The following is a 20,694-nucleotide window of genomic DNA, read 5'->3' as shown; positions in this document are numbered from 1 at the left end:
CATCATGGCCAAACCCGAGTACGAATTCTTCCCGGTCACCGACGTCGATTACACCGTCTGCCCCGGTGGGGATCCGAAGATCACCGAACGCATCTTGTCGCGCGACCCGGACGGCAACGTGGCCACCCGCATCCTCCGCTACGAGGCGGGTGCCGACTCGAGCCCGATGGGCGTGCAGAAGCACGACTTCTGGGAAGAGGTCTACATCCTCGAGGGCTCGTTCGTCGACCTGACCCTGGACCAGACCTTCTCGGCCGGTGAGTACGCCTGCCGCCCACCGGGAATGCCGCACGGACCGTGGCGGACCGACGAAGGTGTGCTCACCTTCGAGGTCCGCTACCGCAGCGCATAGGAGACGATCATGACCCTGCCGGCCTTCTCTCGGCCCACTCCCTCTGACATGCGACGCAGCATGGGGAGGTTCACCACCGGTGTCGCGGTCGTCAGCGCCGAGGACTCCGACGGCGAACCGTGCGGCATGACCATCAGTTCGCTGACGTCGGTCAGTCTCGACCCTGCGATCATCCTCGTGTCGCTGACCCACGGATCGCGGACCACGGACGCGGTGGAGGCCGGCGGGCGGTTCGCGGTGTCGATCCTGTCGTCTCGGCAGGAGGCGGTCGCCCGGCGCTTCGCGACCCGGGGCGGGGCACGCTTCGAAGGGCTGCCGTGTGACCGCACCGCCTGCGGACTGCCGGTGGTCGCCGATGCGCTTGCGCACCTGGAATGCACGGTGCACAGCGCGCACGACATCGGCGACCACCGCGTCTTCTACGGCGACGTGTCCGAGCTGCGATGGCGCGACGGCACCGGGCTGGTGTTCTACTCCGGCCGGTTCGGCGACTTCCGCGACTTCGGGCACGACGAGATGCCCTGGTTGTTCTGAGCTCGTCGACCAGGAACCCGACGCCCCACCACCCCGCGCCGGTCGCGCAACTCGACGCGATTTGGCAACCTCGGATCGGGGACCGATACCGAGGATCGGAGTGGGGGATGTATCGACCGGACCTGCACCTGGGAGCGCTGAGGGGCCCGCTCCCGCGATCGCCGCTGCATGTGCTGCGGACCTATCTGGCGGTGACGACGCTGCTGTACGCGGTGGGGGTGGCTCTCACGCTGTTCCCGGCCGACGACTCAGCGACCCTGTCCGACCCAACGGGGGGACTGGTCGCCGTCGTGCTGGGCCTCGCGGCGCTGGGGTGGCTGTCGGTGCGGCGGCAGCGCCCGCTACCGGCCGTGATCGCGGCCGGTGTCGCCACCCCCGCGGTGATGGCGTTCCACGAGCTGATCAGTGCCGAGTTCCTGTGCATGATCGCGGCGATGTTCCTGGCGATGTACGTCCGTGCCACTCTTCCGCGTCGGCAGGCGTGGGCGTTCATCGGTGTGCTGACGGCCGGGTGCGTCGTCGCGCTTGCCGTGGCGCCCGCACCGAAGTACCTCAGCACGTACATCGTCGTCGCCGTCGCCATCCCGGCGGCGGCCGAGTCGTTCGGGTTGCTGACGCGGACGCTGCTCACCGCGGTCTGTGCTGACCCGCTGACCGGCGTGTTCAACCGCGCGGGCTGGGAACTCGCGACCGCGGGGCTCCTCGACGGACGGCGGTCGGCCGCGGCGGTCACGGTGATCTCGTGGTCAGTCGACGACTCCGAGACGACCGACGACCCACGCGAGAGGGAACGGCGACTGGTTCGCCGTGCCCGGACCTGCGTCGACTTGCTTCCCGCCGATTCCGCCCTGGCACGCCTGGCCGATTCGGAGTTCGCGATCTGCGTGGTGCACGACGACGACGGTCCACCCGGGCAGGCGGCGGCGCTGATCGATGAGCTGCGTCGACACCTGCCCGATGCCTCACTCGCCGCGGCCACCGCGCCGGCGCCGGCAGCGGATGTCGCCGCCCTACGCGCGCAGGCGTCGTCCCGCCTGGCGTCCGTCAGACGCAGCGAGCCCGGGCCGGCCCGACATTCCGATCACCCCGACATGCAGTGAGGCGGGCGGCTCATCCGGGCAACCACCATGTCGAGCCCGGCATCGAGTTCTGCGATCGCGGTCGTGCCGATGCAAATCGAATACGATGCCGCTCATGACCTCGGCCATCGTGGTGGGGGCGGGCCCCAACGGGCTCGCCGCCGCCATCACCCTCGCGCAGCGGGGCATCGTGGTGACCGTGCTGGAGGCGGCCGAGACGATCGGTGGTGGCGCCCGCTCGTCCGAGCGGATCCTGCCCGGCCTGCTGCACGACGACGGCGCGGCCGTCCACCCGATCGGGCTGGCATCGCCGTTCTTCCAGAGCCTCGGACTCGCCGACCATGGGCTCGAATGGGGCTGGCCGAAGATCGACCTCGCACATCCGCTGCCCGACGGCCGGGCCGGCGCCATGATGAACTCGCTGGACGAGACCAGTCGGCTTCTCGGGGTCGACGGACCACGATGGCGGAGCCTGTTCGGTCCGTTGGCGGAGAACTTCGACGGCCTGGCGCAGGAAGTGCTGGGCCCGCTCCTGCACGTGCCGCGTCATCTCGGCCCGCTTGCCCGGTTCGGGCCCGCCGCTCTCCTGCCCGCAACCGTCCTGGGACGGGTGTGGCACACGGACGAGGCGGCGGCCTTGTTCGCCGGGAACGCCGCCCATGGGTGGTACCCGCTCACCCGTCCGACCACTTCTGCGTTCGCGCTGATGTTCGCCGCCATCTCGCATCGGTACGGCTGGCCGATCATCAAGGGCGGGACGGCCCGAATGCCGGAGGCCCTCGCCGCGGTGCTGACAACGCTGGGCGGCCGGATCGAAACCGGCCATCGGGTCAGCTCCCTCTCCGACCTCCCACCGGCGGATGTGGTCGTGCTCGACCTGGAGCCCGGCGCGGTCGCCGACCTTGCGGGGGACGCACTCCCGAGTCGAGTCCGTAAGGCGTATCGACGGTTTCGGCGGGCGCCCGCCGCGGTCAAACTCGACCTCGCCGTCGACGGCGGAATTCCGTGGCGGGACGAGTTCTCCGGTCGGGCGGGCACCGTGCACGTGTGCGGCTCCGCCGCCGAGGTCGTCGCGTCCGAGGCCGAGATCCATCGTGGCCGGATGCCGGAGCGGCCCTTCGTCCTCGTCGCCCAGCAATATCTGGCCGATCCGGCGCGGTCGGTCGGTGACGTCCATCCGGTGTACGTCTATGCACATGTGCCGCATGGCTACAGCGGCGACGCCACGAACGCCGTGCTCGCGCAGCTGGAACGATTCGCGCCGGGGACGCGCGATCGGATCGTCGGGTCCGTCGTGCGCACGCCCGCAGATCTCGCCGCGAGCAATGCCAACCTCGTCGGCGGCGACATCATCGGCGGGGCAAACGATCCCCTCCAGGTCGTGATGCGCCCCCGGATCGCGGCCGACCCGTATGGCACCGGAATCCCGGGTGTCTACATCTGCTCGGCGTCCACGCCACCGGGCGCCGGAGTGCACGGAATGTGTGGCCACAACGCGGCTCTGAGTGCACTGCGCCAGCTCGGCCCGTAGATCAGAGTCGCGATTGCCCGCGAGAACCCCCGGCGCTGCCGCTAGGGTCGGGGGATGACCGGGTGGTTCGATGAGCGGATCGTCGAGACCGGTCGTCTGCCGTTGTTCTTCCTGTTGCTCGCCTTCGTCCTGACCTTCCTGTTCATCCGCTTCAGTGTGCGGATGATCCGCGCTGAGGTCAGTTGGTGGCCGGGCAACGTGACGCCGGGCGGGGTGCATGTGCACCACGCCTTCTTCGGCATGATGGCGATGTTGGTGGCGGGCTTCGGATTCGTCGCGGTCGACCCGCTCCGGACACCGGTGATCGACTGTGTCCTGGCGGCCCTGTTCGGCATCGGAGCGGCGCTCGTGCTCGACGAGTTCGCGCTCATCCTCCACCTGCGCGACGTCTACTGGGCGGAGGAGGGGCGGACGTCGATCGACGCGGTGTTCGTCGCGATCGCCATCGGTCTGCTCTTCCTCCTCGGGTTGCAGCCGTTCGGGGCGTTCGAGGTCGTCGGGGACATCCGGAACGAGAACGGCCTGGTGGCACGGCTGGTCGCGGCGGGTGTCGTCGTGCTCAACGTGCTCCTGGCGATCGTCACCCTGATCAAGGGCAAGGTCTGGACCGGACTGGTGGGCATGTTCGTCCCGGTCCTGCTGTGGTTCGGTGCCGCGCGACTCGCGCGGCCGCGATCACCATGGGCCCGGTGGCGATACAAGAACCGCCCCCGCAAACTGGCTCGCGCGATCGGGCGTGAGCAGCGATATCGAGAACCGTTGATGCGATGGAAGATCGTCGTGCAGGAGGCGGTGGCGGGCCGATTCGGGGTGCCGGACACCCCGGCTCCCGTTCCGACTCCGACACCGGCGCCGGGGGCGGTCACCGTCGTGACCGAGAAGGTGCCGAGTGCGCTGGCGACCGCTATCCGATGGCGGCGTACGCGCCGGGCGCTGCGGACGGTCCCGATCTGGCGGCTGCCGGTCGTGCTGGTGACCCTGGCGATCGTCGCCGCGTGGACCACCGTCGGATTCGACGAGCTGCTCGAGTTGGAGGTCGACCCGGGAACCCTGGCGACGCTGCTCAGTGTCATCGCCGGTTCGATGGCGACCCTGACCGGTCTCGTGTTCACCGCCGTCACCCTCGCCATGCAGTTCGGGGCGTCGTCGATCTCGGTGCGGGTGATCCCGATGCTGCAGCAAGAACCCGTCATGCGGTGGTCCACCGGCTTCTTCCTCGCGACCTTCGTCTACAGCGTGATCATCGCGATCGACCTGTCGGTCGGGGGTCCGGACGAGCCGACCCCCGGCCTGTCCACGGCGATCGCATTCATGCTCACGACCGTCAGCGCGTACCTGTTCATCGCGCTCGTCGGGAAGGTCGGGACGATCCTGAACACCTCGCGCCTGCTGCAGTGGATCGCCGACGACGGCCGGTCGGCGATCGTGCGGCAGCTGCCGATGTCGCCGGTGAAGCACGACGAGCCCTCGGTGGCAATCGGTTTCGACGGTGAGGCCGTTCCGTCGGTCGTCGCCGGACCGGGCGAACCGAGCGTCGATCTGGACGTCACGACGGATGCGCCACGCATGCAGATCAGGCTGGGGGAGGTGTCGGCGCGGGGTCGGGTGTTGCTGGCCGTCAACGGTGATCGTCTTCGTCGATACGCAGCGTCGTGGAACGTCCGGATCGACGTGCTCGTCGCCGTCGGCGACCATGTGCCGCACGATCTCCCGGTGGTCGAGATCATCGGTGATCCGATCCAGGTGGAGAAGCGCCGCGTGCTGGCCTGTCTGCTGTTCGGGGACACCCATCAACCCTCGGTGAGTCCCGCCGCGGCGCTGCAGGCGATCTCGGACATCGCGCTCAAGGCGATGTCGGCTGGGAGCAACGATCCGAGCGTCGTGGTCCAGGCGCTCGACCACACCGAGGACCTGTTGCTGCTGCTGGCTCCGCGGCTTCGCAGCGAACATTTCTCGAGCGACCCCTCGGTCCGCGGCATCCGGCGCAGCTGGGCGGACTACGTCGCGATCGGGACCGACGAGATCCGACGGCACAGCACCGGCCAGGTACAGGTGCAACGCCGCCTGCGCGCGCTGTTCGAGTCCCTTCTCACCGGGTGCGGGCCCGCGCAGCGCGCGCCGGTGGCCGAGCGACTGGCCGTGCTCGACGCGCAGGTCGCCCGCGACTGGTCCGACGACCTCGACCGGCGACTGGCCGCGGCTGCGGACCGGCAGGGATACGGGTCCGAGTTCGGCCGGTGAGGTGAGCAGATAGATCACGCGAATCGGACACAACCGATACCCTGAGTCCGTGCTCGCGTCCCAGTCCGCCGACCGTCGGGCGGTGGTCGACGAGATGCGCGACTTCGTCGCCGCTGCCCAACGCGATTCGGGTTCCGCCCGCCGTGGGGTCGGCGTGATCACCGCCGGCCCGGGCGCCGGAAAGACCCATACGCTCCGGGAACTGGCCTCTGCCACTGATGGTTCCGTTCGCACGGTGCGGGCAGACGAACTGTCATGGCGCCAACCGTTCGGACTCGCCGGGCAGCTGCTCGGAGTGGATCTGCCGACCCCGGTTCCCGATGGCTTCGACGACGATCTCTACGCGCGCGTGGACACGCTGTGTGCCGACGGGCCGCTCGTGCTCGTCATCGACGATGCCCACCACGCCGATGCGGCGACCCTGGAACTGTTGTCCCGCCTCGTACCTGCCACGCGGGTGCTACCGCTGGTGATGCTCCTCGGCCGGCGGCCGCTCCCAGAACGGGATCTGCTGAACCGGTTGGTGGCGCGAGCGGAGGTCGTCGACTGGTCCCTGCCCCCGCTGGGCGCCGACGAGGTCCACCGGATCTCGATCGAGACCGTCGGTGCCGCACCGGACGCCGAACTCTTCGGGCTGCTCGGTGCATCGGGTGGGAACCCGATGCACGTGATCTCGGTGCTGCGCGCGCTGCAGCAGTCGGGCGGTCTGCGGATCGTCGACGGTCACGCGGCGGTCGACGCACGCACCGCGTCGGGGGTACCGAGTGGACTCGAGGACGCGATCGCCGAACACGTCGCCCTCCTCGACGGTCGTGCCCGCGAGCTGACGCAGAAGCTCGCGGTGTGGGGCCGCCCGGCGACGCTCGCCCAACTGGCCGCGGTCGACGCGGTTCCGCCCGCCTCGCTGGTCGGGCCGGCCCAGTCGGCGATCGACGCCGGGATCGTCGGCGTCGACGACGGGGGAGCACTGCGGTTCACCCACGATCTGTACGCCGATGTCACCTATCGACAACTCGATCCGATGCTGCGCTCGGTGCTGCACGACGCGATCGCCAGCCATCCCAGTACTCGGCACGATCCACAGTCCGTGGCTCATCATCGAATCGCTTCGGGTAGTGACGAATCCGCGATGTTCGCGGCGGTACGCCGTGCCGAGAGCGAACTCGCCAGCACGCCGGCGGTCGCGGCGGAACTCCTGGAGACGTTGGCCGGCACCGCCCGTCCGTCGGCGGGGGTCAACACCGCACTCGCGCTCGCCCTCGCCCGAACCGGGCAGCTCGACCGGGCTTCACGCGTCGCCGAGGACGGCATGGGACTGGCGACCGAGATCGCCGAGTTCGCCGAGCTGCATCGAATCCTGTTGTTCGCCCTGATCGCCAAGGGTGACACCGACCGGGTGCGGGACCTGATCGACGAGACCCTGCAACTCCCGGTCGACGACGGCGTCGCCGGCACGCTCACCGACCTGCGGCACTACGTAGGCATCCTCGACGGACGAGCGCCCGCGCCGGACACCCCGTTCTTCGACGTCGAGCGGGACGCGTCCACCCGATCGGTGTCCGGCCTGATCGCCGAGGCACTACGCCGGTTCCTGCGCGGCGAGGTGGAGGAGGCGCTCGGGATCGCGCTGCTCGCCTCGCGTCGGGACGCGGCGGAATCTGCCGGCGGCACGTTGTCGACGTCGTCGGCCGACATCTGGCCGTCGCTGATCGAACAGTATGCGCATGGCCCGGCGGCCGCGGCCGACCTGCTCGCGGGGGCCGCCCGGTTGCGATCGAGCCGGGGCGCCGACTGGATGACCGCGTACCACGAGTTCACCCGCGGCGGAATAGCTCTCGGGCTCGGCGACCTCGACGATTCGGCGGCGTCCTTCGATGCCGGACTGGATCGCGCGGACTCCGCGGACATGGGCTGGAAGTCGATGGCGGTCGGCGGGCGGGCCATGGTCGACGTGCTACGCGGCGACCTGGCGGCCGCGTCGACCCGCCTCGACGCGTGGGACGACACGGGACTACCGGACCAGTTCGGTTTCCCGGTGCCCACCCACGCCCGCGCCCTGCTGCTCGAGGCGAACCGGAAACTACGTGCGGCCGCGACGACAGCCGGCAGCGCATGGGACCACGGCCGCCGGTTCGGTCTGTACTCCTGGCTGCCCACCGTCGTTCTCGAGACCGCGCGGATCGGCGCGCGTGCGGGCGACACCGCGCTGCTCGGCAGCATTCTGGACGGGCTCGACGAGTTCCCGGTACCGCCCGCGCCGCCCATGTCCGGGCCCGTCGCGGTGGCCCGCGCGATGTGTTCGGTGGTGCTCCACGACGCGGACCCGTTGACGATCGTGCACGCCGCCGACGAGTACGCCGAGATCGTGCAGGCGGTCGGGGACCGGCAGTCCGAGGCGTGCGTGTGGGAGGAAGCCGCGTGCGCGGTCGCCCTTTCGGGAGACCGGGACCGCGCCCGCGAGCTCGCCCGGCGAGCGATGCGACTGACGCGTGCCATGGGAGCAAGCACCAGCTCCGCACGCGTGGCCTCGCGGTTGCGTCCGTTGGGGATTCGGCTCGACCCCGCGGCACGCGACCGGCCGACCCATGGTTGGGACAGTCTCACCAAGACCGAGACGACCGTCGCCGAACTGGTCGCGGCCGGCATGAGCGGCGGCGAGATCGCCGACCGGTTGTTCATCTCGACCCGCACGGTGCAGACCCACGTCTCCCACGCCCTCGCCAAACTCGGCCTGCGCACCCGCGTCGAACTCGCCGCGTTCGTCGTGGGTCGGCAGCAGAACTGAGCATCGTCGCACGGTTGGCGCAGTTTTCTCCGTCATGACGCAGATGTACGCGTCATCGGTACGGCGGACAGTGGGTGTACCCCCAACGAGGACCCACCTCGGCCGTACCGAAGGAGACCACCCGTGAACGCCAAATCGATGATCTTGGGACTCGCCCCCTGGTTCGTGTTCGCCTGGGCGGCCGAACGCCTGGGTGCCGACCACGTCACGCTCGCCGCGATCGCCGCCTGCGCGCTGGCCCTGGCCGTCACCATCTACGAGGCCGTCCGCACCGGCGGCGGTTGGAAGATCATCGACGTCGCCGGGGTCGTCCTGTTCGGCGTCATCGCGCTCATCGGCATCGTCGGTGATACTCAGGTCGACGAAGCGCTCGTGTTCTTCGGTCGCGGTGGTTCGGCGTTCGTCCTCGCCGCGGTCATGGCCGTGTCCGCGTTCACGGTCCCGTTCACCGAGCAGTACGCCCGCGAGACCGTCGATCCCGCCCTGTGGCACTCACCCGTGTTCCGCGCGAAGAACCGCCAGATCAGCCTCTTGTGGGCCGGGGCGATCGCACTCATGGGCTGCTCGCACATCGTTGCCGGATTGCTGGCGTCGTCGGCGTCGGTGCCCGGCAGCCACCCGGGCAACATCCTGCTCAACTGGGTCGTGCCGATCGCGCTGATCGTGTTCGCGGTCAAGCGGACCCGGGCAATCGCCGACGCGGCCCCAAGCGCGCCCGCCGCCTCCACCGCCCCGACCGTCGGCTGACCCCCGCGGCACAGCCCTCCTACCGACCCGCCCGAAGGACATCCGATGACCATCGCCACGCCCCCCACGCCCGCCCCCGTCGACCTCGCGCATCACGCCCACCTCACCGGTGTGTACGCCCCGCAGCGGGAGGAGGTCGATGTCACCGACCTGCCCGTCCGCGGCGAGATCCCCGCGGATCTGCGCGGCAGCTACCTGCGCAACGGCCCCAATCCGCGTTTCGATCCCATCGGATCGTTCGTCTATCCCCTCGACGGTGACGGCATGGTGCACCGGATCAGCATCGACGGCGTTCGCGTCGGGTACACCAACCGCTTCGTCCGGACCCCGATGGTCATCGCGGAAGAGGCTGCCGGACATGCACTCTGGTCCGGTCTCACCGACGGGTACACACCACCCGCGAGTGTAGTCGGGGACGAACTCGCCGGCACCTACCGCGAACTGCCCGACATCAACATCGTCCGTCACGGCGGACGGTTGATGGCGATGGCCGAATCCGACCAGCCCTACCTGCTCGAACCGTCGACGCTGGCGACGCTGGCCAAGACCGATTGCGACGGCGCCATGCGGGTCGGTAGTACCGCTCACCCGAAGATCGACCCGGCCACCGGCGAGATGATGTTGTTCAACTACAGCCTCGAAGCGCCGTATCTCACCTGGTCGATCGTGAATCCGGACGGGACGGCGGCAACCGGGCCCAACCCGGTCGACGGTCTGGACAAGTCGGTCATGATCCACGACATGGCCCTCACGTCGCGGTACCTCGTACTCTTCGTGTGCCCGTTGATCTTCGACCTCGAAGCCGCGATGACCGGTGGCTCGCTGCTGTCCTGGCAACCCGACGACGGCACGCGCATCGCCCTCATCCCGCGCGACGGCGGCCCGGTGCGCTGGGTCCAGACCGACCCGTTCTGGGTGTGGCACTTCGCCAACGCCTTCGACGGTCCGGGCCCCGACGACGGTGTCACCGTCGACTACGTGGAATGGAGCTACCCGGGTGGTTTCGCCGCCGAACCCCGGCCGGCGACGTCGGCGCTCACCCGCGCGATCATCCGCCCGGATGGCACCATCACCCGGAACACGATCAGCGACAACGCCTTCAACATGGAGTTCCCGCGAGTCGACGACCGGTTGCTCACCCGGGACCACCATCGCGTGGCAACGGTGGCGAAGGGACCCCGCGACACCGATGCCACCGACAGTCTCTGGTTCCACGATCTCTCCGCCGGCACCGAGACCTTCTGGAGTCCCGGAACCGCGATCGGCGAGCCGATCTACATCCCGGGCGCCGAACGCGATCACTGGGGCGCGATCGGCACCGACCCCGCCGACATGCGTTCGTATTTCTACCTTCTCGCCGCCGACGAGCCGACGGCCGGGCCGGTTGCCACCGTCGAACTCCCGATCCGCGTCCCCGCCGGGCTGCACGGCGCGTGGCTCGCGGACTGACCCCCTGACAAACCCACCCTATTTCCGTAAACCCAGCCCGTCGAAGCGTGCTGGGTTTGTGGAAAAGGGGTGGGTTTGCGAGTCGGAAGGAACCGGCGCGGTCACCTCGATGAACCGCGCAGCGATGTCGATGGCCGACCGCGCCTCGGCCGACAGGCGGGGGATCAGCTGGAAGACGTGACCCTGGTCGGGCCAGGCCTGGATCACCGAAACCCCTCCGGCGCCGGTGATCTCGTCGTGGGTGGCCCGGGCGTCGGCCCCCATCACCTCGCGCGCCCCGTATTGGATGAGCGTCTTGGGCAGGGTCATGTCCGGGGTGAGACGGACGCGCATCCGTGGATGATCGGGGTCGGCGGTCCGGGTGTAGAGCCGCAGGATCTTGCGGGCGGACATCGCGTCGATGATCGGGTCCCGCACCCCGGTTCGCTGATTGCGCACGGCCAGTTGGAAAGTCGGGTCGTAGAGCGGCGAGAACAGCACCATCGAACCCGGCTGCGGGGTCCCGGTGGCGTGGTTGACGGCGAGCAGGTCGAGCGCCAGGTGGCCGCCGGCGGAGTCACCCGCGACCACGATGTCCTCGGCGCAGTACCCCTGGGACAGCAGCCAGCGATAGCCGCGGACGGCGTCGTTGCCCGCGCACGGCCAGGCGTGCTCGGGGGCGAGCCGGTAGTCCAGGCTGAAGGCGGGCAGCCCGGTCTTGTTGCCGAGCCGGCCGACCAGGCCCCGGTGCGTTCGCGGCGAGCACACCACGTACCCGCTCCCGTGCATGTAATACAGAATCCGCGAACCGGGGACCGGAGCGCTCGCCTGCCGGCCGATCACCCACTCGCCACGGACCTGCCCACCCCGGAAGTTCTCACGCACGATCTTCACCCGGGTGTTGGCCGGAGGCGGGTTGATCCGCTCGATGGTCCGGTTCAGTGCCGGGCGCGTCCGCTGGATCATCTGCGCGGTGACGCGGGGGTGGCTGACCCCGGCCGCCGTCATCATCGGCCAGGTGACCCGGGCCAGATAGGCGTTGACCGCACGGGAACGCCGCGAACCGTACGGATCGACGCCCAGGCGGCCGAACGGATGCGCGAGGAGATCCGCTTCCGGGGTGGGCTCATCGGCCGATACGGTGACGCTCATCACCTGACGGTAGTGGCTCGATGCCGTGCGGGTGCGGGATCGGTGAGGGTGAGACCCGGCCGCAATCGGACCGCGACCGTCGACGCTCCCGAAAGGCCCGCGCGGGCCGTCTCCGGGGCGGACCCCGAATCGCCGGATTTTCGTCTGACGTGCACCGGCGGTGTCTCTGTGGTAACCGGATTTCGAGAGTGGGCCCTTCGCGTGGAAAAATGACTCACAATGCTCATACGGCTGCCCGGGGGCGCTCTGGCGTGCTGCGCGCGGTAGCTGCGATGAGCAGGGTGGTTCGGGTCCCGACGATGCGGCCCGAAGGGACCGTCAGCAACGGCGCTGACCGGGACTCACCGCCGCTGTGATCGTCGGCTCTGCCCAGGTCAGCCCCGATGCGGGTGGAGCACGACGACGCCGGGGACATCGTGGTCCGCGGCCCGACACGGCCGGGTGTGGCCCCAGACATCGACGACGGGTAGTGCGTGCACTCCTCGCGCGCAAAGTGAGGCGAACTATGAAGCAGGCTCCGGGACCGGTGGGTCTCTACGACCCACGCAATGAGCACGACTCGTGTGGCGTGGCGTTTGTCGTGGACATGCACGGGCGGCGCAGTCGCGACATCGTCGACAAGGCGATCATGGCCCTGGTCAATCTCGAGCACCGCGGCGCCGCGGGTGCCGAGCCCAACACCGGCGACGGTGCGGGCATCATGATCCAGGTCCCGGACCGTTTCCTGCGGGAGACCGTGGACTTCGAGCTGCCCGCGGAGGGCAGCTACGCGACCGGTATCGCCTTCCTGCCCCAGGGCTCGGAAGACGCCCGCCTCGCCTGCGAGGGCGTGGAGAAGGTCATCGAGGCAGAGGGTCTGACCCTGCTCGGCTGGCGCGAGGTGCCGACCAACGAGAACTCGCTCGGAGCACTTGCCCGCGATGCCATGCCGACCTTCCGGCAGGTGTTCGTCGGCGGCGCGGAGGGCATGGAACTCGAGCGTCGCGCCTACGTCGTGCGCAAACGGGTCCAGTACGAACTCGGCAACAAGGGCGCCGGCGCCGACGGGCCCGGACGTGAGACCGTCTACTTCCCGAGCCTGTCCGGACGCACCTTCGTCTACAAGGGCATGCTGACGACGCCGCAGCTGCGGGAGTTCTACGTCGACCTGCAGGACTCGCGTGTCGAGAGCGCGCTCGGTCTGGTGCATTCGCGCTTCTCCACCAACACCTTCCCGTCGTGGCCGCTGGCGCATCCGTTCCGCCGCGTCGCCCACAACGGCGAGATCAACACCGTCACCGGTAACGAGAACTGGATGCGGGCCCGCGAGGCGCTCATCGACACCGCGGCCTTCGGGGCCGACGCGGCGTCGAAGATCTTCCCGATCTGCACCCCGGGTGCGTCGGACACCGCCCGGTTCGACGAGGTGCTCGAGCTGCTCCACCTCGGTGGACGCTCCCTCCCGCACGCCGTGCTCATGATGATCCCGGAGGCCTGGGAGCGTCACGAGTCGATGAAACCTGAGCACCGGGACTTCTACCGCTACCACTCCGCACTGATGGAGCCCTGGGACGGACCGGCGTCGGTGTGCTTCACCGACGGCACCGTCGTGGGTGCCGTGCTCGACCGGAACGGCCTGCGGCCCAGTCGGATCTGGGTCACCAAGGACGGGCTCGTCGTGATGGCCTCCGAGGTCGGCGTGCTCGACATCGATCACGCCGACGTCGTGCAGAAGATGCGTCTTCAGCCCGGCCGCATGTTCCTGGTGGACACCGCTGCCGGCCGCATCGTCGACGACGAGGAGATCAAGGACGAGCTCGCTGCCGAGCACCCCTACGGTGAGTGGCTCGAGCAGGGACTGGTCGCGGTCGACGACATCGAGGCGCCGCCGCATCAGCACATGCCGCACGACCGGGTCGCGTTGCGCCAGCAGGTGTTCGGCTACACCCGTGAGGAACTCGACCTGCTGGTCGCGCCGATGGCGAAGACCGGTGCCGAGGCACTCGGCTCGATGGGTACCGACACCCCGATCGCGGTGCTGTCCAAGCGTCCGCGCATGCTGTTCGACTACTTCCAGCAGCTGTTCGCCCAGGTGACCAACCCGCCGCTCGATGCGATCCGCGAAGAGATCGTGACCAGCGTCGGCGGCACCATCGGCACCGAGGCCGACCTGTTGCACCCCGGCCCCGAGTCGTGCCGTCAGATCGAGCTGCCGTCGCCGGTCCTCGACAACGACACGCTCGCGAAACTGGTGGAGATCAACTCCAACGACGCGCTGCCCGGTTTCCGCAGCGTCCACATCCACGGCCTCTACCCGGTGGCCGAGGGTGGCGCCGGTCTGCGCAAGGCCCTCGACGAGGTGCGTGCGAAGGTCAGCGCCGCGATCGACGACGGCGTGAACCTGGTGATCCTGTCCGACCGCGAGTCGGACGAGACCTACGCACCCATCCCGTCGCTGCTGCTGACGGCTGCGGTGCACCACCACCTGGTGCGGGAACGCAAGCGCACCCAGGCCGGTCTCATCGTCGAGTCGGGTGACTGCCGCGAGGTCCACCACGTGGCCGCGCTCGTCGGTTTCGGTGCGGCAGCGGTGAATCCGTACATGGCCTTCGAGTCGATCGAGGACATGACCGAGCGCGGTGTGCTCGGCAACCTCGACTTCGCCACCGCGCAGAAGAACTACATCAAGGCCGCCGGCAAGGGCGTGCTGAAGGTGATGAGCAAGATGGGCATCTCGACCCTCGCCTCGTACACCGGTGCACAGCTCTTCCAGGTCATCGGTATCTCGCAGGAGACCGTCGACGAGTTCTTCACCGGGCTCAACAGCCAGCTCGACGGCATCGGTCTCGACGAGATCGCCGCCGACGTCGCGACCCGCCACGCGCTGGCATTCTCCGATCGCCCGTCCGAGCGCGCCCACCGCGAGCTCGAGGTCGGCGGCGAGTACCAGTGGCGCCGCGAAGGCGAGTACCACCTGTTCAACCCGGACACCGTCTTCAAGCTCCAGCACTCCACGCGCACCGGCCAGTACAAGGTGTTCAAGGAATACACGAAGCTGGTGGACGACCAGTCCCGCCAGATGGCGTCGCTGCGCGGCCTGTTCGACTTCAATTTCGGTGACCGCGACCCGATTCCGATCGAGAAGGTCGAACCGGCCCGCGAGATCGTGAAGCGGTTCTCGACCGGCGCGATGAGCTTCGGTTCGATCTCCGCGGAGGCGCACGAAACCCTCGCGATCGCCATGAACCGGCTCGGTGGTCGCTCGAATTCCGGTGAAGGTGGCGAGGATCCGCGGCGCTTCCATCACGACGAGAACGGTGACTGGCGTCGCAGCGCGATCAAGCAGGTCGCGTCGGGCCGTTTCGGCGTCACCTCGCACTACCTGTCGAACTGCACCGACATCCAGATCAAGATGGCGCAGGGTGCGAAGCCGGGTGAGGGCGGGCAGCTGCCGCCGCACAAGGTGTACCCGTGGGTCGCCGAGGTCCGTGGATCGACGCCGGGCGTCGGCCTCATCTCGCCGCCCCCGCACCACGACATCTACTCGATCGAGGATCTCGCGCAGCTGATCCACGACCTGAAGAACGCCAACCCGCAGGCCCGGATCCACGTGAAGCTGGTGTCCGAGGTGGGCGTCGGCACCGTCGCGGCCGGTGTCTCGAAGGCGCACGCCGACGTCGTCCTCATCTCAGGGCACGACGGCGGTACCGGCGCAACGCCGTTGACCTCGGTCAAGCACGCCGGTGCGCCGTGGGAGATCGGCCTGGCCGAGACCCAGCAGACCCTGCTGCTCAACGGACTCCGCGACCGGATCGTCGTGCAGGTCGACGGCCAGCTCAAGACCGGTCGCGACGTCGTGGTCGCCGCCCTGCTGGGTGGCGAGGAGTTCGGTTTCGCCACCGCGCCGCTGGTGGTCGCGGGTTGCATCATGATGCGGGTGTGTCACCTCGACACGTGCCCGGTGGGTGTCGCCACCCAGAACCCGCTGCTGCGGGAGCGTTTCGCGGGCAAGCCGGAGTTCGTCGAGAACTTCTTCCTGTACATCGCCGAAGAGGTCCGGGAACTGCTGGCGCGCCTGGGCTTCCGCACCCTGCAGGAGGCCGTCGGTCACGTCGAGGCGCTCGACACGACCAAGGCGCTCGCGCACTGGAAGTCGGAGAAGGCGGGCAAGCTCGACCTGTCGTCGATCCTGGCGATGCCCGAGTCGCCGTTCATGAACCAGGACCTGTACTGCTCCGGCGTGCAGGACCACGGCCTGGACAAAGCGCTCGACCAGCAGCTCATCGCGCAGAGCCGCGAGGCCATCGACCACGGCACGCGGGTGTCCTTCACCTCGAAGATCACCAACGTGAACCGCACCGTCGGCACCATGCTGGGCCATGAGGTCACCAAGGCCTATGGCGCACAGGGTCTTCCCGACGGGACGATCATCGTCGACTTCACCGGATCGGCCGGCAACAGCTTCGGTGCCTTCGTTCCCAAGGGCATCACGCTGCGCCTCGAGGGCGACGCCAACGACTTCGTCGGCAAGGGTCTCTCGGGCGGTCGCCTCGTGGTCCGTCCGGCACGCAACGCGCCGGACGACTTCGTCGCCGAGCACAACATCATCGCCGGCAACGTGATCGGCTTCGGTGCCACCGCGGGCAAGATCTTCCTGCGCGGCATCGTGGGTGAGCGCTTCTGCGTTCGCAACTCGGGCGTCACCGCGGTGGTCGAGGGTGTGGGCGACCACGGCTGTGAGTACATGACGGGTGGACGCGTCGTCGTCCTCGGCGAGACCGGCCGCAACTTCGCGGCGGGCATGTCCGGCGGTATGGCGTTCGTCTTCGACCCCGAGGGCAAGCTGGCCGACAACCTCAACACCGAGCTCGTCGACCTCGAGCCGCTCGAGGACGAGGACATCGAGTTCCTCGCCACGATCATCGAAGAGCACCGCGCCGAGACCGAATCCCCGGTCGCGGCAGCGCTGCTCGGCGATTGGGACACCGCCCAGACCAAGTTCGCCAAGGTCATGCCGCGCGACTACAAGCGTGTGTTGCTGGCCATCTCCGAGGCGGAGAAGACCGGGCGAGACGTGAACGAAGCGATCATGGAGGCCGCACGTGGCTGACCCCAGAGGATTTCTCAAGCACCCCGAGCGGGAGCTGCCCGACCGCCGCCCGGTGGAACTGCGTCTGCTGGACTGGAAAGAGGTCTACACCGACTTCGACAAGGGCCATCTGAAGACGCAGGCGAGCCGCTGCATGGACTGCGGTATCCCGTTCTGCCACAACGGCTGCCCGCTGGGGAACCTGATTCCCGAGTGGAACGACCTGGTCTACAAGGACCAGTGGCGCGACGGCATCGAACGTCTGCACGCGACGAACAACTTCCCGGAGTTCACCGGCCGCCTGTGCCCGGCTCCGTGCGAGGCGTCGTGCGTGCTGGGGATCAACCAGCCGCCGGTCACCATCAAGCAGGTCGAGGTCGAGATCATCGACAACGCCTTCGACAACGGCTGGGTGACCCCGGTCATGCCGTCGGAGAAGACCGGCAAGTCGGTGGCCGTCGTCGGCTCCGGGCCCGCGGGACTCGCTGCGGCGCAGCAGCTCACGCGTGCCGGACACGACGTGACGCTGTTCGAACGGGCCGACCGCATCGGTGGCCTGCTCCGTTACGGCATCCCCGAGTTCAAGATGGAGAAGCGCCACATCGACCGTCGTCTCGCGCAGATGGAGGCCGAGGGCACCGTCTTCCGCACCGGCGTCAACGTGGGTGTCGACGTCACCGTCGAGCAGCTGCGCGCCGACTTTGACGCGGTGATCCTCGCCAACGGTTCGACCATCGGTCGCGATCTGCCGATCCCCGGGCGTGAGCTCGACGGCATCCACCAGGCCATGGAGTTCCTGCCGCAGGCCAACCGGGTGCAGCTCGGCGACGAAGTCGAGGGCCAGATCTCGGCCAAGGGCAAGAAGGTCATCATCATCGGCGGTGGCGACACCGGCGCCGACTGCCTGGGCACCTCCCTGCGCCAGGGCGCGGAGATCGTCCATCAGTTCGAGATCATGCCGAAGCCGCCGATCGAGCGTGCCGAGTCGACCCCGTGGCCGACCTACCCGCTCATGTACCGCGTGTCGTCCGCCCACGAAGAGGGCGGCGAGCGCGTCTTCTCGGTCAACACCGAGCAGTTCGTCGGCGAGGACGGCAAGCTCACCGGGCTCAAGGCGCACGAGGTCGTGATGCGCGACGGCCGCTTCGAGAAGGTCGAGGGCTCGGACTTCGAACTCGAGGCGGACCTGGTGCTGCTCGCCATGGGCTTCGTCGGACCCGAGCGCGAGGACCTCCTCGACAAGATGGGCGTCGAGTACGACCCCCGCGGAAACGTCAAGCGCGACGGCAACTTCGCTGCCGTCGGTCAGCCGGGTGTCTTCGTCGCCGGCGACGCCGGGCGCGGACAGTCGCTCATCGTGTGGGCCATCGCCGAGGGGCGCTCGGCCGCCGCGGCCGCCGACGCGTTCCTCACCGGGGCGTCGGACCTGCCCGCACCGATCGTGCCCACACAGGTCGCGCAGCGCTGATCGCGCGCTTCGTGTAGTACGTACGACACCGAACTCCCGCTCACCCGCTCAGGGTGGGCGGGAGTTCTGCGTAGGCAGATCCGTCGTTCCACGGGAGTTCCGCAGGCGGCAACACGCCCGCCGGACGCCCGACCTAGACTCGGCGGTGAAGCTGCCTCCTCGGCCGGTACGAAGGGAACGGACCATGCGTCGGATCGTCGCGACTGTATGTGCCCTGCTGTGTGCGCTCCTGGCCGGCGGTGTGCTCGCCGTCCCGACGGCGACCGCCGCGCCCCGGGGGTGCCCGGAGATCTATGTGCTCGCGGTCCCCGGGACCTGGTCCAACGGCGCCAGCCCGGGTGTGCTGGGGGAGATCACCGCCGGGCTCGGACCGGAAACCCGCGTGCAGTACGTCGGCTACGACGCCACGGCGTTCCCGTGGGAGAAGGCGATCTACGGCAAGTCCAAGGCGCAGGCGGTTGCCAACACCACGGGGCTCGCCCTTCAGATGCTCCGACGATGCCCCGGTACCCGGATCGCGCTCGTCGGCTACAGCCAGGGCGCCGACGCCGCCGGTGACCTCGCATCCGAAATCGGCACCGGTCGCGCCGCGATCCGTCCGAGCCAGGTCGCGGGGGTCGTGCTGATCGCGGATCCGCGGCGGTCCAAGCGGGACAATCTCATCGGCCCCGCCCTGAGGGGTGAGGGCAGTGGCGGACCACGCCTCGACGGCATGGGGTGGGTCCTGCCCAGGGCGTTCACCCTCTGCGAACCCACCGACGTCTACTGCAACGTGCCCCGCGACTACTACGTGACTCGGATCGTCGGCTACCTCGCCGAGACCAGCGACCCGACGCCGAGCCAGATCGTGCAGTACCAGGCCGAGGCGGGCGCGATCTTCTCCGAACTGCTCACCCTCGGCGGCCCCGGCGAGATCGCGCAGGAGCTCGGTGACGCGCGCGCTCGCGAGCAGATCAGGTCGTTCAACCAATTCCTCCAGTCCGGGTCGCACGGCACCTACCGGGACTTCGAGGTCCGTCCCGGCGTGACCGCGGTGCAGTGGGCCAACCGGTTCCTCGCCGGCCTCGCCTGACGGCGCCGGTCGGCTGACCTGCACGAGAACCGGATGAATCGGACGTCCGACTAGAGTGGCGGCCGAAGTGGTCACCGAAGCCGGGGACCAGCCGCCCGCCCTCGGACAGACGGAACATCTCCTTGCCAACGCAGCTCGCCGCCGTACTCGCCCAGACCGACCCGTCGCAAGGTCACAGCGGTTTCATCGGCTGGATTCTCGACCTCATGGACACGCTCGGCGAGCTGGGTGTCGGGGTGGCGATCCTCCTCGAGACCTTCCTGCCGCCCATTCCGTCCGAAGCCGTTCTTCCCGGCGCCGGCTTCCTCGCCTACGAGGGCCGCATGAACGTCTGGCTCGCCTGGGCCGCGGCGACCATCGGGTCGCTCGTCGGGGCCTGGCTCTGGTACTGGATCGGTGCGGCTCTGGGCCGCGATCGCACCCGGCGACTCGTCGGCCGGATGCCGCTGCTCGACTACGACGACTTCGACAAGGCGGAGGAGTACTTCGTCCGCTGGGGCGGAATGGCGGTTCTCCTCGGTCGGTGCGTGCCCCTCGTCCGGTCGTTCGTCTCCATCCCGGCGGGCATCGAGAAGATGCCGTTCTGGCGCTTCACCGCGTACACGACGCTGGGGTCGGGGGTGTGGAACGCGCTGTGGATCGGGATCGGCTTCGGCTTCGGTCCGGCGATCGCCCCCGCACTCGAACGGTGGAGTGGCGTGCTGAGCAACATCGTGATCGCCGTGCTGGTTCTCATGGTCGCCTGGTTCGTCGTGAAGCGGGTCCGCCGACGCCGCGCCAGTGCCGCGGGATAGCGGGCCGGGAGAGTGGGACGACCCATGGAATACCTCGTGCGGAAGCGCGGTTGTACCCCGCGACGGTGACCGACTCAATGCCCCGGGTCCCACCCTTTGCCGCTTCGAGCGGCCTGTTTGCCGAGAGGCGCACCGACCGCCATCGTCGTCCATCACACCGAAGCCGCCGGCCCGAATCCCGGGTCGGCGGCTTCGGTCGTTCGACGGCGACCCGCGGGGGCGAGTGAACGCCTGGCCGCGCCCGGGTCATTCATGCAGGTGAGGGGCGCGTCGCTACGCGCGAGGTAACAGTTCTCGTGCGACGATCGATCTAGCCGTCGTGTGCGGCACTCGCCGTTTCGGGAACCGGAGCTGCGGGATTCACACGTGTCGGCAGTCGCGGGGGCGTGGCGAAAGCCACTGGAAAGTCCGGCGACACGACCGGGAACAGCCGCTACAGTAAA

13 protein-coding genes are annotated in these 20,694 nt (G+C 68.9%); 12 read left to right on the top strand and 1 reads right to left on the bottom strand.

The window, feature by feature from the left end; genetic code table 11:
* Positions 1-4 precede the first annotated feature (4 nt).
* The 8 genes from B1818_RS03285 (at position 5) to B1818_RS03250 (ending at position 10,718) form a co-directional block, all read left to right on the top strand.
* The gene (locus B1818_RS03285; RefSeq protein WP_078111910.1) at positions 5-352 is read left to right on the top strand and encodes a cupin domain-containing protein; all 348 of its coding nucleotides are present in this window, start codon (positions 5-7) and stop codon (positions 350-352) included.
* 9 nt (positions 353-361) lie between these two features.
* Positions 362-886 carry a flavin reductase family protein gene (locus B1818_RS03280; RefSeq protein WP_058253362.1) on the top strand — a complete coding sequence of 175 codons (525 nt, stop codon included), beginning with the start codon at positions 362-364 and terminating at the stop codon, positions 884-886.
* Between the two features lie 107 nt (positions 887-993).
* Positions 994-1,986: a hypothetical protein gene (locus B1818_RS03275; RefSeq protein WP_078111909.1), complete on the top strand. Its 993-nt coding sequence runs from the start codon at positions 994-996 to the stop codon at positions 1,984-1,986.
* A 94-nt stretch (positions 1,987-2,080) separates the two neighbouring features.
* On the top strand, positions 2,081-3,496 hold the full coding sequence (locus tag B1818_RS03270; protein ID WP_078111992.1) for an NAD(P)/FAD-dependent oxidoreductase: 1,416 nt from the start codon (positions 2,081-2,083) through the stop codon (positions 3,494-3,496).
* A 54-nt stretch (positions 3,497-3,550) separates the two neighbouring features.
* On the top strand, positions 3,551-5,737 hold the full coding sequence (locus B1818_RS03265; protein ID WP_078111908.1) for a DUF2254 family protein: 2,187 nt from the start codon (positions 3,551-3,553) through the stop codon (positions 5,735-5,737).
* Between the two features lie 49 nt (positions 5,738-5,786).
* The gene (locus tag B1818_RS24650) at positions 5,787-8,522 is read left to right on the top strand and encodes a LuxR family transcriptional regulator (protein ID WP_303048496.1); all 2,736 of its coding nucleotides are present in this window, start codon (positions 5,787-5,789) and stop codon (positions 8,520-8,522) included.
* A gap of 123 nt (positions 8,523-8,645) precedes the next feature.
* Positions 8,646-9,269: a hypothetical protein gene (locus B1818_RS03255; protein ID WP_078111907.1), complete on the top strand. Its 624-nt coding sequence runs from the start codon at positions 8,646-8,648 to the stop codon at positions 9,267-9,269.
* Positions 9,270-9,314: 45 nt separating this feature from the next.
* Complete coding sequence (locus B1818_RS03250) at positions 9,315-10,718, top strand: carotenoid oxygenase family protein (RefSeq protein WP_078111906.1); 1,404 nt, start codon at positions 9,315-9,317, stop codon at positions 10,716-10,718.
* Between the two features lie 18 nt (positions 10,719-10,736).
* Here B1818_RS03250 and B1818_RS03245 read toward each other — a convergent pair whose 3' ends face one another.
* Positions 10,737-11,849 (bottom strand): alpha/beta hydrolase, encoded by a 1,113-nt coding sequence (locus B1818_RS03245; RefSeq protein ID WP_078111905.1) that lies wholly within the window; start codon positions 11,847-11,849, stop codon positions 10,737-10,739.
* A gap of 505 nt (positions 11,850-12,354) precedes the next feature.
* Between B1818_RS03245 and gltB the strand changes: the two genes are divergently transcribed.
* The 4 genes from gltB (at position 12,355) to B1818_RS03225 (ending at position 20,251) form a co-directional block, all read left to right on the top strand.
* Positions 12,355-16,938 (top strand): glutamate synthase large subunit, encoded by a 4,584-nt coding sequence (gltB, locus tag B1818_RS03240; RefSeq protein ID WP_058253728.1) that lies wholly within the window; start codon positions 12,355-12,357, stop codon positions 16,936-16,938.
* Complete coding sequence (locus B1818_RS03235; protein WP_058253694.1) at positions 16,931-18,385, top strand: glutamate synthase subunit beta; 1,455 nt, start codon at positions 16,931-16,933, stop codon at positions 18,383-18,385. Before gltB ends, B1818_RS03235 begins: the two co-directional genes overlap by 8 nt.
* 184 nt (positions 18,386-18,569) lie before the next feature.
* Complete coding sequence (locus B1818_RS03230; protein ID WP_058253695.1) at positions 18,570-19,457, top strand: cutinase family protein; 888 nt, start codon at positions 18,570-18,572, stop codon at positions 19,455-19,457.
* Positions 19,458-19,579: 122 nt separating this feature from the next.
* Positions 19,580-20,251, top strand: a complete 672-nt coding sequence (locus B1818_RS03225; protein ID WP_058253696.1) for a DedA family protein — start codon at positions 19,580-19,582, stop codon at positions 20,249-20,251.
* Positions 20,252-20,694 lie beyond the last annotated feature (443 nt).

Origin of the sequence: Gordonia sp. IITR100, from assembly GCF_002009645.1 — a bacterium.
Lineage (GTDB): Bacteria > Actinomycetota > Actinomycetes > Mycobacteriales > Mycobacteriaceae > Gordonia > Gordonia hongkongensis.
This window is presented reverse-complemented; position numbering and strand designations above follow the sequence as displayed.

What these genes read in the sequence shown, in the direction of transcription:
- B1818_RS03285 (WP_078111910.1), top strand. Translation starts at nt 5, where the DNA reads ATGGCCAAACCCGAGTACGAATTCTTCCCGGTCACCGACGTCGATTAC.
- B1818_RS03265 (WP_078111908.1), top strand. Translation starts at nt 3,551, where the DNA reads ATGACCGGGTGGTTCGATGAGCGGATCGTCGAGACCGGTCGTCTGCCG.
- B1818_RS03245 (WP_078111905.1), bottom strand. Translation starts at nt 11,849, where the DNA reads ATGAGCGTCACCGTATCGGCCGATGAGCCCACCCCGGAAGCGGATCTC.
- gltB (WP_058253728.1), top strand. Translation starts at nt 12,355, where the DNA reads ATGAAGCAGGCTCCGGGACCGGTGGGTCTCTACGACCCACGCAATGAG.
- B1818_RS03250 (WP_078111906.1), top strand. Translation starts at nt 9,315, where the DNA reads ATGACCATCGCCACGCCCCCCACGCCCGCCCCCGTCGACCTCGCGCAT.
- B1818_RS03230 (WP_058253695.1), top strand. Translation starts at nt 18,570, where the DNA reads ATGCGTCGGATCGTCGCGACTGTATGTGCCCTGCTGTGTGCGCTCCTG.
- B1818_RS03270 (WP_078111992.1), top strand. Translation starts at nt 2,081, where the DNA reads ATGACCTCGGCCATCGTGGTGGGGGCGGGCCCCAACGGGCTCGCCGCC.
- B1818_RS03275 (WP_078111909.1), top strand. Translation starts at nt 994, where the DNA reads ATGTATCGACCGGACCTGCACCTGGGAGCGCTGAGGGGCCCGCTCCCG.
- B1818_RS03280 (WP_058253362.1), top strand. Translation starts at nt 362, where the DNA reads ATGACCCTGCCGGCCTTCTCTCGGCCCACTCCCTCTGACATGCGACGC.